We start from the raw sequence: 14,006 nt of genomic DNA, 5'->3' as shown, positions 1-14,006 counted from the left end.
AGGCCGTGTCGGGCACGGGAACTGCGGCGTGGACGTCGGAGCCGCCGAAGCAGCTGGTCGCGCGGGCAACCACAGCGCGTCCCACCCGACCGTTTCGGTTTGGCAGCGAGGAGCGTGCCGACCCCGATCCCGCGCTGCAGCCCGGCGAGATCGTTGGCGAGCGCTACCAGATCGTGCGGCTGCTCGGCGAGGGCGGCATGGGCCGGGTCTACGAGGCCGAGCACACCGTGTTGCGGCGTCGGGTCGCCCTCAAGCTGCTGCGCCGTGACGCCCGCGAGTCGCCCGAGAACCTCGCGCGCTTTCAACAAGAGGCGCTCGCCGCCAGCCGGATCCGGACCCCGGAGATCGTCGAGATCGTCGACTTTGCGAACCACGTCGGGGTGGCGGGTCCGCAGACCTACATGATCATGGAGCTGCTCGCGGGCCAGAGCTTCGAGGCTTGGCTCGAGCAAGAAGGTCGCTTGGATCACGCGCTCGAGCTGCTCGCGCAGCTGTGCGAGGGGCTCGCGGCCGCTCACCGGGCGGGGGTGATCCATCGCGACATCAAGCCGGCCAACGTGTTTTGCTGCGCGCCGGGTCCCCAGCTCAAGATCCTCGACTTTGGGATCGCGAAGATCACCGAGGGCGGCCAGGGCGTGCAGACCCAGCAGGGCTCGCTGCTTGGCACGCCCTACTACTTGGCACCCGAGCGGGTCACGGGCGCCCAGCTGACGGCAGCGGCCGACATCTACAGCGTGGGCGTGATCCTGTACGAGCTGCTGACCGGCAACGTCCCGTTCACCGCGCCGAGCTTCGTTGGGATCTTGGCGCTGCATGTTCACACCGAGCCCCTGGACCCGCGCCAAGCTGCGCCGGATCGGCCGATCCCGGATGCGCTGGCGGCCCTGTGCATGCGCTTGTTGAGCAAGGATCCCGCGCGCCGTCCCACCGCCGAGGCGCTCGCGCTCGAGCTGCGGGCGATGCTGGACGCCCAGCGGCGGGCGCTGGCGGTCGTGCGCACCGGTCCGCGCGACAACGTGGCTGGGGTTGGGGCGGACACCCACGTGTTGCCCGAGGTCGAGGCGGGGCAGTCGATCTCGGACCGGCCAACCGCGGCGCCTTCGATCGACGCCCCCGTGCGCGCGCTCGCGGTTGCGACGACGGCGGGCTCCAACAAGCGCGCGGGCACATCGATCGGACACGTGGCAGCCTCGACCTCGACCTCGCGCGTGGTGGTGGCGGGGGACGAGCCGCGGTGGGAGGCGCAGCGCTCGACAACCACCGCGCCACCCACGACGAGCCAGGGGGGCACGGCGCGTCGGCGGGCGGTGCTCGCGATGGGGGCGGTGGTCATCGTTGCGAGCTTGGGTGTCGCTTGGATCGTCGTCGGGGGCGGCGAACAACCCTCGCGCGAGCCAGCGGCGGAGGCCGCGAAGGCGCCGCCCATCGAGGTGTCCGGGGCCAGCGAACAATCAAACCCAGCGCCGCCGAACGTGGACGTGGATCAGCCGACCGCAGAGCTGCCGCGTGATGTCCGCGAAGCGGAGCCCGCGGTCGCCACGGTCGAGCCCAAGTCGCCCGATCCAGCGGCGATCTCTCCCGAACCGGATCCCAAGCCAGCTCCCAAGCCCGAGCCCAAGCCGGCTCCAAAGCCCGAGCCCAAGCAGACGGATCCCAAGCCAGCTCCCAAGCCCGATCCCGTCGCGCCCGAGCCCCCGCCACCCGATCCTGCGCCGCCCAAGCCCGATCCCAAGCCGTCCGACGCAAAACCAGATCCAGACCTGCCCACGATCAAAGACGACGTGTATGACTGAGCCCGTGCGCAACCACTTGCTCACGCACCCCCCGCTCGCGCGGCTGTGTGCAGGCGTGCTGGCCTCGGCGCTGGCGACGACGATCCCAGTCTCGGTCCACGCGGCGCCGCAGCCCTCGGAGTCAGCTGGCGCGGTGTCCACCCCCGAGACCTCGCAGGTCCGCGCGGCCCTGGACGACGGCGATCTCACAACCGCCCGCGAGCTCGCGCAGGCCCGGACCGAAGCGGCGCCAACGGTGGCCAACCACCAGCTCGAGGCCGAGGTCCACCTCGCGCTTGGCGACTACCAGCAGGCCAAGCGTTCGCTCGCAGCGGCCCTCGAGCTGCTCCCGGAGGACGCTGGCGAGCGCGCGCAGATCAACGCGCAGCTGGCCGAGATCGAGGCCGCCTCGCGCGGGACCAAGCCCGAAGAGCCCGCGTCCACGCACCGTGACGCGATCGATCAAGCGCGCGCGGATCGGCTCGCCGCGCTGGCCCCCAAGCCACCGCCGCCGCCCCAGGTCGTCGACGCGCCCAAGCCCGTGTCGATCGCGAAGAAGTGGTACTTCTGGGTCACGCTGGGCGCGATCGTGGCCTCGGCGGGGGCGATCGCTGGAATCGCGATTTCGTCAGCCGTGGATGACGGCGACAACACCAACGCCGGCACCGCGAGCGCCGGCGCAGCGCGGCAGCCGATCCCCGCTGGCGGGGTGATGTTTCGGTTCTGAGGTGCCCGCTTGTCGCATCGCCTGACCTGCACGCGCGTCGCCGCGCTCGCTCCCCTGGTCACATGCGTGGTCACATGCGGGGTCGCGTGTGTGGGCCGCGACGCGACGCCGCCAGATCGCATCGCCCAGGTCGCCGTGCCGTTCGCCGAGTCGGACGACCCCGCGTTCGAGCAATTCATGGGCACGATCACGCTGCCGCTGTCCAGCATCGACGCCCGCAAGATCGGCCCCACGCCGCTGGTGCCGACGAGGATCGGCGCCGAAGGCCCCGCGGTGATCGTCGAGTTCGAGACCATGGGCCTGCGCAGCGCCTCCGCCAAGCTCGGCCTGCTCCCGCCGCGGGCCGCGGCCCAGCAAGAGGTCGCCTACGACATGCGCGGGCAGCCAGACGATCCACGCAGCGTGTGGGTGGACGTCACGATCGACTCCGACGGCGTCCAGCGCTTCGAGCTGCCGGCGCCCGGTCCCACCTGGCACGCCCAGTGGGCCGTGGTCGCGCTCGAGCTGCACCTTGGCAGCACGGCGATGCCCGTGCTCGCCGGGCCCCGCAGCGAGATGCTCTCGGATCAGACCCGGGCCGTGGGTGGGCGCGTGATCCTGGGGGTCGTACCCGTGGAACCGGGGCCCGCGCGGGTCCAGGCGATCCGCGTGGCTGACTCGATCAACCTAGACGGCGTGCTCGACGAGCCGGCCTGGCAGACGGCGCCCGCGGTGCTGCTGACCACCCGCGAGGGCGAGCCGGCCAACGAGCTCAACGCGCAGCTCGGCGGCCCGACCAAGGTGTGGTTCGCCTGGGATCAAGACCACCTGTACGTCGCGGGCTCGCTGCCCGATCCCGACCTCCACGCCCCGCACCGCGAGCGCGACGATCCGCTGTACCGCGACGAGGCCTTCGAGGTGTTCATCGCCGGTGACAACTCGGGCGCGCGCTACCTCGAGCATCAGGTCTCGGCCCGCAACGTCCAGTTCGACGCCCGGTTCCCCAAGTATCGCAAGGGCGAAGAGGGCTGGGACGGCAGCTGGCGCAGCGCGGTCGCCCTCGACGGTGAGCTCGAGCGCCGCGGCGGCGACCAAGGCTGGACCGTCGAGCTCGCGTTTGCGTGGGCAGACCTGTGCAAGCACACCAAGATCAGGTGCCCGCCCAAGCCTGGCCAGCAGCTGCGCGTCAACGTGTTTCGGCTCGACAAGCCCGATCGCAAGCGCCAGGTCGGCCTGGCCCTGAGCCCAACCCTGGACCCAGATTTTCACGCGTGGCGCAACGCCGCCGAATTGCTGCTGGTAGACTCGAGCGCCGCGGCAGGAGACAACTGATGACCTCGTTTGACCTGCGACTGCAAGGCTCGTGTCTGGCTTTCTGCCTGGCTCTGTTCGGCTGTGACGGGGGCGGGCACGCTGGCCCCACGCCGCCGCGTCCGAGCGAGGGCAGCGGCCGCCACATCAACGAGATCCAGGCCGTCGCCCACGCCAGCGGGACCGCAGCGGCCACCTACGGGATCGATCGTCCGCATCCGCTGAGCGAGGTCGAGCAGGCGATCCTCAGCGCGATCGAGGCCGGCCACCGCGGCCAGCGGGGCAGCGATCTGACCCACGATCCGGCGCTCTCGGCCATGGTTCACGATCTCGCGATCGCCAGCCCCAGCCGCTTCGACATGCCGCCGACCCTGCTCGACGCGCTGCTGGCTTGGCACGGGGTCCCGGATCCCCAGCCGGCGGTCGTCGTCGTCGAGCTGCAAGGCAGCGATCACGGCTGCGATCACGCCGCCAAGCCCGACTGCCGCGAGGCCCTCGACGCGCTCGTGGACGAGGTGCTCAACACCGTGAGCGCGTCCCCAACCCCGGGCCGCTGGCGCGTGGGCGTGGGCGTGTCGGCGGTCAACGGCGGGGCCAAGACCCGCATGATGGTGGCGATCGTCGAGCGGGCGATCGAGCTGCAGCCGATTCCGATCACGGTCCAGAGCGGCGGGCGGATCGAGCTGCGCGGCAAGCTGCTGGGCAAGCGCGTCAAGCCACGAATTGAGCGGGTCGATCCCAAGGGCCACTGGGCGCGGGTCGCCGGGGTCGTCGGCAGCGACGGCTCGATCCAGGCCGTGGTCAGCTGCGACGCGGGCGACGGCGCCTACCAGATCGAAGTGCTGGCCGACGGCGCGCTCGGGCCCGAGGTCGTCGCCAACTTCCGGGTGTTCTGCGGGGTCCAACCGCCCGGCGAGATCAGCTACGGCTACGAGCGGATCGGCCCCAAGGTGACCGACGCCGACGTGGTCCGCGGCAATTTCGATCTGCTCAACGCCGAGCGCGAGGCGAGGGGCCTGTCGATCCTCGCGTGGGACGACCGCGCGGCCACGGTCGCCAAGGGCCACAGCGACGACATGGCCGCCAACGGCTTCGTGGGCCACACCTCGCCGACCACGGGCGACGCGCCCTCGCGCTTCAAGCGAGCGGGGATCGTGGGGTCGGTCGTGCGTGAGAACGTCGCGCGCGGCTACGGGCCCAAGGGCATCCACGAGAGCCTGATGAACAGCCCGGGCCACCGCGCCAATTTGCTCGCCGATGACATCACCCACGTCGGGATCGGCGTGGTTTTTGGTGAGCCCGAGTCGAGCGCCGCCGATGCCCCGCGGCCGGTGTTCTTGACCCAAAATTTCTACGCCAAGCTCGGCGCCGACACCCCCGCGCGGCCGAGCACGGCGCTGCGTGATCGGGTCGACGAGCGGCGCAAGGGTGAGGGCAAGCCGGGCGTGACCTGGGTCGGCGCGATGAACAAGATCGCCCAGCGCCGCGCCGACGGGGCCGCCGGGATCGGGCCGGGGATCACCGATGACGATCTGCAAGCGCAGGTGTTCGAGCTGGGCCTGAAGTCGCTCCAACAGCACCAGGTCACGGCGGGGAGCTTCGCGGATCTGCTCTCGCTGGATCTGTGGCTGCAGCTTGGGGCCGCGGCAAAAGTTGGCGTGGGCGTGGCCCAAGCGGGGACAGGGCAGGGGCTCGTGATGGTGCTGCTCGTTGGCAGCTGACAGCGCCTTGAACCTCCCGGCTACTGGCCGCGATAGTCGACGAGCGCTTCTACCGGGCTCCGCGTGCGACACGCTGCCGACCCGGCTGACCAACCTGCGTAGGCGGTCCCCAATTACCGGCTCGCGGCCACACGAATCAGCAACTCGAGCCCAAGGTGGTCCGAGGAGAGCCCGACCTTGCCCCCGCCTCGGGCATAGTCGGGCGGCCGGACGCGACGCGGTCGTGAGAAGTCGATCGTGATCGCCACTTCGTTCGTGGGTTCGAGCACCCAAGCGTAGTCAATGCGCCTGGAGTTGCGGGGCCCAAGTCCATGCTCGCGACACAAGGTGGGATCGGCTGGATCGAGCGGGCAGATCGAATTGGTGAGCGCCAGGTCTCGCTCTCCGAGGTCGGTGTCGCCCCGCGTGTTGCTCCGAGTCTCCCAGAGGTCTCGAAAGCCGATACTCTCGAGCGCGCTCTTGGCTTGTGGAAACTCTGGATTGCCAGGCCGGATGTTGAAGTCGCCGACGAGGATCGCTGCGTTCTCTGGGCGGTGAAAATAGGGAAATATCTTGTTGACGAATTCGCGAACCTGGGCCAATGCGACGTCCCGATGGCCGCCGGACTGCAGGTGGGTCGAGAAGATCTCGATGCGACCGTCGCCCATGTGAGTCGTTCCGGGGCCCGCGAAGATCTCGATGAAACGGACCCCCTTGTCAGCCAACGCGTCTTCGCCAGCCTCATTCTCGAACTCGGCCTCAGCCGAGCGAGTCACCTGGAGGTTGGGATTGTTGACGACCGTCAACAGCCCGGAGCTCTCCATTGCTCCTGGGCCCATCCCGAACGCGCGTGGCCGCTGGCCTCGTGGCCACGCCGAGAGCAGGCCGTTGCGCTCAGAGTCTGTGAAGAGTTCCGCGAGCGCGGCGACATCGTAGCGGTCGCGGATCAGCGTGCCAATGGCTTTGGCTCGCGGCCCAAGATCAGGCTTGTCGCCTATCCCGAATCCGCTCGACAGCAGAAAGGTGTTTTGCCACAACAAGCGAATGTCGACCCGTTTTGGATGATCGTGACGTCGGAGCATTCGCGCGATGCCCGGCTCATCAGCTCGGGAGTGCCATCGGTGCATGTCGACCAGCGCCGACAGCGACGTGGGTGGATCGAGGGGATCCATGAAGCGAGCAAGATCTTGCAGTGAGGTCATCAGAGGTTTCCCGCTCAGGACTCGAGTGTCTCGATTCGTTTGTAGAGGGCGGCGATGTGCGCATGCAACGTGCGCACGTACTCGACGAGGTCGAGGGTGTGGTTCGTGACCAGGCCGGTGTCACGCGCCCACTTCTGCCCGGTCGTCGTCTGTCCAGACCCTCGGATCGAGATTGGTTGCCTGAGTCCCGCGATGTCCCGAATCGAGCCGGGGCGGCGCAAGCTCGGCTTTGGGCTCGGGCTGGGACTGCTGGGTGTTTCGGCGGTGACCGCTGGGAGCGCCGGCAACCCTGCGAGTTCCTCGCCAACGATGAACAGCTCATCCGTTGAGAGTTTTGTTGACTCGAGGCCGACGATCTGTGCGCCAGCGCGGGCATGCAGAGGCCCAGTGATCGTCACCGCGTTATCGTCGACCTCGATGTTGAGCGAGTTGGGGTTGCCGTTGGTCAACGCGCGACTCTGAATGCGAACCGGGCCTTCGAGGACGAGCTTGTCGTCTACAATACGTACATCTGCGGTCATGGAACCCTATCCTTCGGTCGGGGAACTGATGCTGGACAATCGAATGACACGTGAAGCACGGCGCCGCTCCCACACACGCCGCGAAGAAGAGACTAACACCGAGGGCCATCAAGCGCGTGCCAAACCTGGGTCGAATGTCGCCAATTCGATAGTGAGAAGTCCGAACGGTCCAATCTCAGATGCTATCACCGCGGTTGGCCTACGCCGGGAATGGGGCCGAAGGCTGTAAGTCGATCGCCGGATTTGCCGCCGCGGCGACCCACGGGGCACAGCGGGTCGGGCATTCCGGACATGCCTACAGCGGGTTGAACCTGGTCGTGAACCCGCGCGGCTGAGCTTGCACGCGGCCGCGCCTGCGGGCACGGTTTTGCGATGAAGACTGGCTTGGCGACACTCACGGCTCTCACGCTCGCGCTCGCGGCCACAGGCTGCACGGATGACGCAACCAGCGACACGACGACGATCGATGGTGAGACGGGCGACGGGGATGGAGATGGGGATGGAGATGGGGACGGGGATGGTGATGGTGATGGGGATGGTGATGGTGATGGCGACGGCGACGCGGAGTGCCCGACGCCGTTGCCCGACGAGCCTTTCTTGGATCTACGGTTCTGGAACCCGAACCTCGAGCTGGTGCCCGGCGGGGCCCATCAGTTCACGATCTACGAGGCCGTGAGTCTGCAGGAGCTCGACACCTGCTCGGTCTACACGGTCGATCCCGTTGACGCGGGCGCGACGATCGATCCCGACACGGGCCTGTTCACGCTCGCCAACGATGTCCCGGATGGCGCGCTGTTCAACGTCAGCGCAGACATTCAAGACGGGCTCGCCACCGTCAACGGCACGGTGCTCGCGTACCTCCCGGAGCTGCACCCGCTCAAAGGCGACTGGACCGAGGTCGCGCGGATCCCCTGCGGCGGGGGGCCGGAGTTCGTGCCAAGCGATCCGATCGGCGAGCTGGTGTTCACCGCTGGCGGCGAGGCGCGCGTGACCTGGGAGCCGTTCGAGGTCTACGTCGACTACTGGGCCACGTATGCGCACGACCTCGACACCAGCGCGCTGTCGCTGACGCCGACTGGCGGAAACTACCTGCCCGACGACGTCCAGGGCGAGGGCAGCTTCAGCTTCGAGGGCGAGCAGCTGGTGCTCCACGACATCTGGTTGGGCAGCTCGCAAGCGCCGGTCGAGCCGACCGCGTGCGGGCACCGCTTCGAGTAGTTGCGGGGCTGCACCTGGGTACGTGGCCGTGTTGACCGCGCCGCACGCTGTAGCGATCGCGCGACCTCGCGGATCGACGAAGCACGACAGCAGACGCGATCTAGCCCCCATGAGGGGCGATCGGCGCGCCGCGGCACCGCGCGTGTTTGCACGAGGCCCCTGCTTGGTTAGGATGCCGCCGCGTGAGCACCTTCAAGCCGCACCCCGCGTCCTCCGAAGCTCGCCGCGAGCTGGTCCTTGGCGTCGTGGGAGGCTCGGGTCTCTACGCCATGGACGGGCTCGAGCAGGTCGAGCGGGTCTCGCTCGAGACCCCGTTCGGTGAGCCCTCCGCGGCGTTCGTCGTCGGCAAGCTGCCGCGCCGCAACGGCCCGCCGCTGCGCGCGGTGTTCCTGCCGCGGCACGGGCCGGGCCACATCCTGCTGCCGGGTGAGATCGACTACCGGGCCAACATTCACGGGTTCAAGCAGCTGGGCGTCACGCACTTGCTCAGCGCCTCCGCGGTTGGCTCGTTGCAGGCCGACATCGCCCCCGGTCACATCGTGATCCCGGATCAGCTGATCGATCGCACCAAGGGTCGCGCGTCCAGCTTCTTCGGCAACGGCTGCGTGGCCCACATCCAGTTTGGCGATCCCTTTGATCGGGGCTTTCGCAAGCTGGTCACCGAAGCCGCTGCGCCAGTCATCGCCGCGAGTGATCAGAAGCTGCATCGGCAAGGCACGATGATCGTGATGGAGGGCCCCGCGTTCTCGACCCGGGCGGAGTCCGAGCTGTACCGGCGCTGGGGCGGCGACATCATTGGGATGACCGCGCTGCCCGAGGCCAAGCTCGCCCGCGAGGCCGAGATCGCCTACGCCGTGCTCGCAACCTCGACCGACTACGACTGCTGGCACCAGAGCGAGCAAGAGGTCAGCGTCGACGCGGTCGTTGCGATCATGCAGGCCAACGTCGCGCGGGTCCGCAAGATCGTGCTCGAGCTCGTCAACTTGCTGCCCACCAGCTGCGAGCAGCTGCCGTGGCCACGGTCGCTGGCAGGCGCGTTGATCACCGATCCCGCCAAGATCCCGGCCGTGACCCGCGAGCGCCTCGATCTGATCGTGGGGCACTACCTCCGCGATCGCTGAGCCGGTTCGCGCTGTTCTCTCTTTGCTGCTTCTTGCTGCTTCATAGGCTAGACATGCCAAATACCTCAGATCAGTCCAATCACAACCTCGTGGTCGTCGGCAGCGTCGCCGTTGACTGGGTGATCACGCCAAGCGCCGAGCGCAAGGACAGCGTTGGCGGTGCCGCGGTGTTCTTTGCCATGGCCGCCGCGCCGCTGGCCAAGGTTCAGCTCGTTGGCGTTGTCGGCCACGACTTCCCGCAGGGGTCGATCAGCGATCTCGAGCACGCGGGGGTCGACCTCGCCGGGCTCGAGCGCAGCGACGGCCTCACGTTCCGCTGGAAGGGTCGCTACCACGAGAACATGAACCAGCGCGACACGCTCGAGACCCACCTCAACGTGTTCGAAGACTTCGCGCCAAAGCTGCCGCAGCGCTACCGCGAGAGCGACTTCTTGTTCTTGGCCAACATCCAGCCAAGCTTGCAGCTCGCGGTGCTCGAGCAGATGGACAAGCGCCCGCGCCTCGTTGGGCTCGACACCATGAACCTGTGGATCGACATCGCCCGCGACGAGCTGCTCAGGGTGCTCGCGCGCGTTGACGTGCTGGCGATCAACCAAGAAGAAGCGCTGCAGCTGACCGAGGAGTACAACCTGGTCCGCGCGGCCGCGAAGATCCGCGAGCTCGGCCCGAAGACGCTGGTGATCAAGCGCGGCGAGTATGGAGCGCTGTGTTTTGGTCCCGACGGCTCGATGTTCTGTGCGCCCGCGCTGCCGCTCGACGACGTCGTCGATCCAACCGGGGCAGGGGACAGCTTCGCGGGCGGGTTCATGGGCCACCTCGCGAGCACCGGCGATCTCAGCGGCGACAACGTTCGCAGGGCCGTGATCTGGGGCTCGACGATGGCGAGCTGCTGCGTGCAGGACTTCTCGTACGATCGCCTGCGCGGGCTCACCCGCGATCAGGTCGACGCTCGCTACCGTCGCTTCGTGGATCTGACCCGCTTCTGATCCGCTTTGGGATCCGGCACCGCGCGCCAATCGAGATCGAGTCGCTCGTTTGGCCAGCGGACTGATCGCCGGATCGCTGCGTGTTGACCGCGATTTGGGTCCCTGACCACCGCTCGTTGGGTCCTGGCGCCGCGAGGAGCCGCGGCCGCTACGAGCTCGCGCGATTCCGCGCAAACTTGGTACACAGTCTGCGGCCGCCTGTGCCCGATCCGACGCGACCCCACGAAAACCGAGCCGAAACGAGTCTTCGCGTGGACACGATCCGGTGTCGCTTGATACGTAGTCACTCGTGGCCGAACCCGAGCCACCAGAGGTTTCCGTGAGCGACACCGAGTCCCCTTCTCGTTGGGTCCCCGACATCCCCGCCAGCCTTGGACGCGTCGCGCGTGCAAAGCCAAAGATCCTCGTGGTCGAGGACATGGACGTCGTGTTGGAGATGTATCTACGGACGCTCAAGGGCGCCGGCTATGACGTCGTCGGATGTCCGACCTCCGCGGAGGGCATAGAGGCGATCGCCCAGCACCGAGACTTCGACGCAGCGCTGCTCGACTTCTCGCTGCCGGACGGCACCGCGCTCGACATCATCCCGGTGCTGCTCGACAACCGGCCGCTGACCAAGGCGCTCGTCGTCACCGGACAGGATGACGAAGAAGTGCCCGCGCAGTTGATGAGCGCCGGCGCTCACGGCTACATCCAAAAGCCGGTCGAAGACGCGTCGCTGCTCGCCGGCATCGGCGCGACCGTGCGCGCGACCCAGGCGTGGCGCGTCGCGCTTGGGCAAAAGGGCGGCGACGATCTGCCGACCTCCGAAGATGAAGAGATGCTCATCTTCCAGACGCAGTCGATCAGCTTCGACATCCGCCATGGGCTCGCGCGTCTGCAGTTCATCGCGGGGCTCAGCCCGGTCCAGACGATCACCGCGTGGCGACTGCTCTGGGGCGACCCGGATCAGCGCATCGCCGAGCTGCTCGGCTGCACCAAGCGCACGGTCAAGTATCACGTGTCGCAAGTGCTGGCGCGGACCGGCGCTCGCTCGCGCTCGGATCTGCTGCGGGTGCTGCTCGAGGACGCCGGCGTCGAAGACCCCTGGGCTAAGTCCTGACCCCCCCGGAGGGTTTGGCACTTCGCAGGTCACTCGCTGCGCTCGCTCCCAACGGGCTGGCTGTTCGCTGTCGCATGTGTGGCCCCCTGGAGGGGGGCTCTTGTCTGAGCACCCACGGCCACCGTGCGGCGCTCCATCGGTTTTAGAGACCCGCAGGCGGCTTCGCACTACGGGAGACTGGCTGGGCTCTCGTCAGAGCACCCACGGTCACCGTGCGGCGCTCCATCGTTTTTTGAGAACCCCATAGGCGGCTTCGCACTACGGGGACTGGCTTCGCGCGCCCCAACCATGGAGCGCCGGCCGGTGGCCGTGGGTGCTCAGACAAGAGCCCCCTTCGAGGGGGCCACACATGCCCCCGCGAACAGCCAGCCCGTTGGGAGCGAGCGGAGCGAGTGACCTGCGGAGTGCGAAGCCCTCCGGGGGGGTCTAAAAAGGAAGCGAAGCGAGTGACCTGCGGAGTGCGAAAACGGCTGTGGGGGTCTAAAAAGGAAGCGAAGCGAGTGACCTGCGAAGTGCGAAGCCCTCCGGGGGGGTCCAATTACGTACTTTTGACGCGGCGGACCAGGTACTCGTAGACGCGCGGGAAGAACGGGGCGAGGCGGGCGGCCCAGACTTCGGGGCCGCCGATCATCTTGTCGCTGACGCGGCGGGCGATCGCGTCGGCGCAACGGGTAGCGAACTGCTCGGCGCTCATGGCTTTGCTCTGGGCGTCGCCGACTTGATCGTAGACCGAGCCGTCGGCTGTGAGCGCGTTCTTGGTGATCTCGGTGTGCACGTAGCCGGGGCTGATCACGCTCACGTGTACGCCTCGATCGTGAACTTCGGCGCGCAGGCAGTCGAAGAAGCCTTGCAGCGCGTGCTTGGACGCGGCGTAGGCCGAGCGCAGGGGCGTGCCGATCTTTCCCATCAGCGAGCTGATCACCACGATCTGCCCACGCCCGCGCGCGAGCATGGACGGCAGCACGGCCTTGGTCAGCGCCACCGTGCCGATGTAGTTGACCTCCATGATCCGCCGGTCGACCTCGATCTGGGTCTCGACCACCGTCCCGCGCTGGCTGATCCCGCTGTTGTTGATCAGGATGTCGACGTTCCCGTAGCGCTCGAGCACGCGCGCGTTGGCTTGCTCGATCGTCGCCGCGTCGCTGAGATCGAGGGGCACGACCATGTGCTCGTCTGCCCGTTCACATCGCTCGCGGACCTGCTCGAGCAGCGCTTCGCGTCGAGCCGACAGCACCAGTTTTGCACCCCGCCGCGCCAGCTCTTGGGCAAGCGCCTCACCAATCCCAGCCGAAGCCCCAGTGATCCAAACGACTTTGTCGCGAAAGTGCTCCATGCGTCGCGGATGGTGGCTTGTCGGGCCAGATCGCGCAATAGTGCGGCGTGGACGTCGACCGTACTCGAGCGCCCCACAACCTCGTCACTGTGCGCGACGCCAAGCCACACGCCGAGGGCGTGATCACGCACGCCTACGCCCAAGGTCTGATCGACGACGACGAGCTCGAGCGTCGGCTCGAGGCGCTGCAGGACGCCGAGACCGCTGACGCCGTAGAGCGCTTGATCGCTGATCTCGTCGACCACGTCGACACGACCGCGCTCGCCGTCCCGACCACCATCGCGCTCGCCAACGCGCAAGACGTCGCCCCAACCCGCAGCATCGTCGCGATGTTCGCCAGCATCGAGCAGCAGGGCGCCTGGGTACCCGCCCAGACCAACCGCCTCCTCGGCGTGTTCGCCGAGGCCGAGCTCGACTTTCGCAACGCCCACCTCGCCCCCGGCGAGACCCGAATCGAGCTGCGCTGCATCTTCGCCGAGGCCCGCATCATCGTGCCCCCCAACCTCGCCGTCCGCGTCGACGCCAGCGTCATCATGGGCGCCGTCGAGCGCGACGACACCGTCCCCGCCTCCCCATCCGGACCCAACGCTCCGATCCTCGTCATCACCGGCCTGGTCCTGTTCGCCTCCGTCGAGATCCGCGAGCGCCTCCCCGGCGAAGGCAAACGAGACGCCCGCCGCCGCCGCCGAGCCACCCGCCGAGCCGCCCGCCGGGCCCGCCGAGCCGCCAAGCGCCAGCGCAAACAAGCCCGCAAGCTCCGCCGCGCCCACCCCAACCAACGCCAGCTCGAATAGCCCCAGCCAACCCCGCTACGCGACCAGCCGCGCCAACGGCCGCAGTCGGTACAAGACGCGAGCCCCCTCCCGGGGCCACACATCCCCCCGCGACCAGCCAGCCCCGAGCGAAGCCCCCGCACCCGTCCGCCGAAGCCCCCCGTACCCGTCCGCCGAAGCCCCCGTACCCGTCCGCCGAAGCCCCCGTACCCGTCCGCCGAAGCCCCCCGTACCCGTCCGCCGAAGCCCAGATCGGAAGAG

General features: G+C 68.2%; 12 protein-coding genes. 9 read left to right on the top strand and 3 right to left on the bottom strand.

The window, feature by feature from the left end; translation table 11 throughout:
• Window positions 1–5: 5 nt before the first annotated feature.
• From DB30_RS10120 to DB30_RS10105, 4 genes are read left to right on the top strand one after another with little or no spacing between them, the layout of a single operon-like run.
• On the top strand, window positions 6–1,793 hold the full coding sequence (locus tag DB30_RS10120; RefSeq protein WP_165703687.1) for a serine/threonine-protein kinase: 1,788 nt from the start codon (window positions 6–8) through the stop codon (window positions 1,791–1,793).
• Window positions 1,794–1,797: 4 nt separating this feature from the next.
• A complete protein-coding gene (locus DB30_RS10115; protein ID WP_146658432.1) occupies window positions 1,798–2,499 on the top strand; it encodes a tetratricopeptide repeat protein in 702 nt (233 codons plus the stop codon).
• 9 nt (window positions 2,500–2,508) lie between these two features.
• A complete protein-coding gene (locus tag DB30_RS10110) occupies window positions 2,509–3,810 on the top strand; it encodes a carbohydrate-binding family 9-like protein (RefSeq protein WP_146658431.1) in 1,302 nt (433 codons plus the stop codon).
• Complete coding sequence (locus DB30_RS10105; RefSeq protein ID WP_052548179.1) at window positions 3,810–5,510, top strand: CAP domain-containing protein; 1,701 nt, start codon at window positions 3,810–3,812, stop codon at window positions 5,508–5,510. Before DB30_RS10110 ends, DB30_RS10105 begins: the two co-directional genes overlap by 1 nt.
• Before the next feature lie 113 nt (window positions 5,511–5,623).
• Here the strand turns inward: DB30_RS10105 and DB30_RS10100 are convergent, their stop codons facing one another.
• Both DB30_RS10100 and DB30_RS10095 read right to left on the bottom strand, forming a co-directional pair.
• On the bottom strand, window positions 5,624–6,691 hold the full coding sequence (locus tag DB30_RS10100; protein ID WP_052548178.1) for an endonuclease/exonuclease/phosphatase family protein: 1,068 nt from the start codon (window positions 6,689–6,691) through the stop codon (window positions 5,624–5,626).
• 14 nt (window positions 6,692–6,705) lie between these two features.
• A complete protein-coding gene (locus DB30_RS10095) occupies window positions 6,706–7,212 on the bottom strand; it encodes a hypothetical protein (protein ID WP_146658429.1) in 507 nt (168 codons plus the stop codon).
• Window positions 7,213–7,584: 372 nt separating this feature from the next.
• Here DB30_RS10095 and DB30_RS41335 point away from each other — a divergent pair, with 372 nt between their 5' ends.
• The 4 genes from DB30_RS41335 (at window position 7,585) to DB30_RS10075 (ending at window position 11,639) form a co-directional block, all read left to right on the top strand.
• Window positions 7,585–8,430, top strand: coding sequence for a hypothetical protein (locus DB30_RS41335; RefSeq protein ID WP_052548176.1), 846 nt, complete (start codon window positions 7,585–7,587; stop codon window positions 8,428–8,430).
• A gap of 269 nt (window positions 8,431–8,699) precedes the next feature.
• Entirely contained in the window at window positions 8,700–9,551 is an 852-nt protein-coding gene (locus DB30_RS10085) for an MTAP family purine nucleoside phosphorylase (protein ID WP_052548234.1), read from the top strand.
• Between the two features lie 53 nt (window positions 9,552–9,604).
• Window positions 9,605–10,537, top strand: a complete 933-nt coding sequence (locus DB30_RS10080; RefSeq protein ID WP_052548175.1) for a PfkB family carbohydrate kinase — start codon at window positions 9,605–9,607, stop codon at window positions 10,535–10,537.
• A 319-nt stretch (window positions 10,538–10,856) separates the two neighbouring features.
• On the top strand, window positions 10,857–11,639 hold the full coding sequence (locus tag DB30_RS10075) for a response regulator transcription factor (RefSeq protein ID WP_146658428.1): 783 nt from the start codon (window positions 10,857–10,859) through the stop codon (window positions 11,637–11,639).
• A gap of 538 nt (window positions 11,640–12,177) precedes the next feature.
• Here DB30_RS10075 and DB30_RS10070 read toward each other — a convergent pair.
• The gene (locus tag DB30_RS10070) at window positions 12,178–12,972 is read right to left on the bottom strand and encodes an SDR family oxidoreductase (protein WP_052548173.1); all 795 of its coding nucleotides are present in this window, start codon (window positions 12,970–12,972) and stop codon (window positions 12,178–12,180) included.
• 47 nt (window positions 12,973–13,019) lie between these two features.
• Here DB30_RS10070 and DB30_RS10065 point away from each other — a divergent pair, with 47 nt between their 5' ends.
• Window positions 13,020–13,766, top strand: a complete 747-nt coding sequence (locus DB30_RS10065; protein WP_146658427.1) for a LiaF domain-containing protein — start codon at window positions 13,020–13,022, stop codon at window positions 13,764–13,766.
• The last annotated feature ends 240 nt before the right edge of the window (window positions 13,767–14,006 follow it).

Origin of the sequence: Enhygromyxa salina (assembly GCF_000737335.2) — a bacterium.
Lineage (GTDB): Bacteria > Myxococcota_A > Polyangia > Nannocystales > Nannocystaceae > Plesiocystis > Plesiocystis salina_C.
Note: the sequence above shows the minus strand (reverse complement) of the source record. Positions and strands in the feature narration are given on the sequence as shown.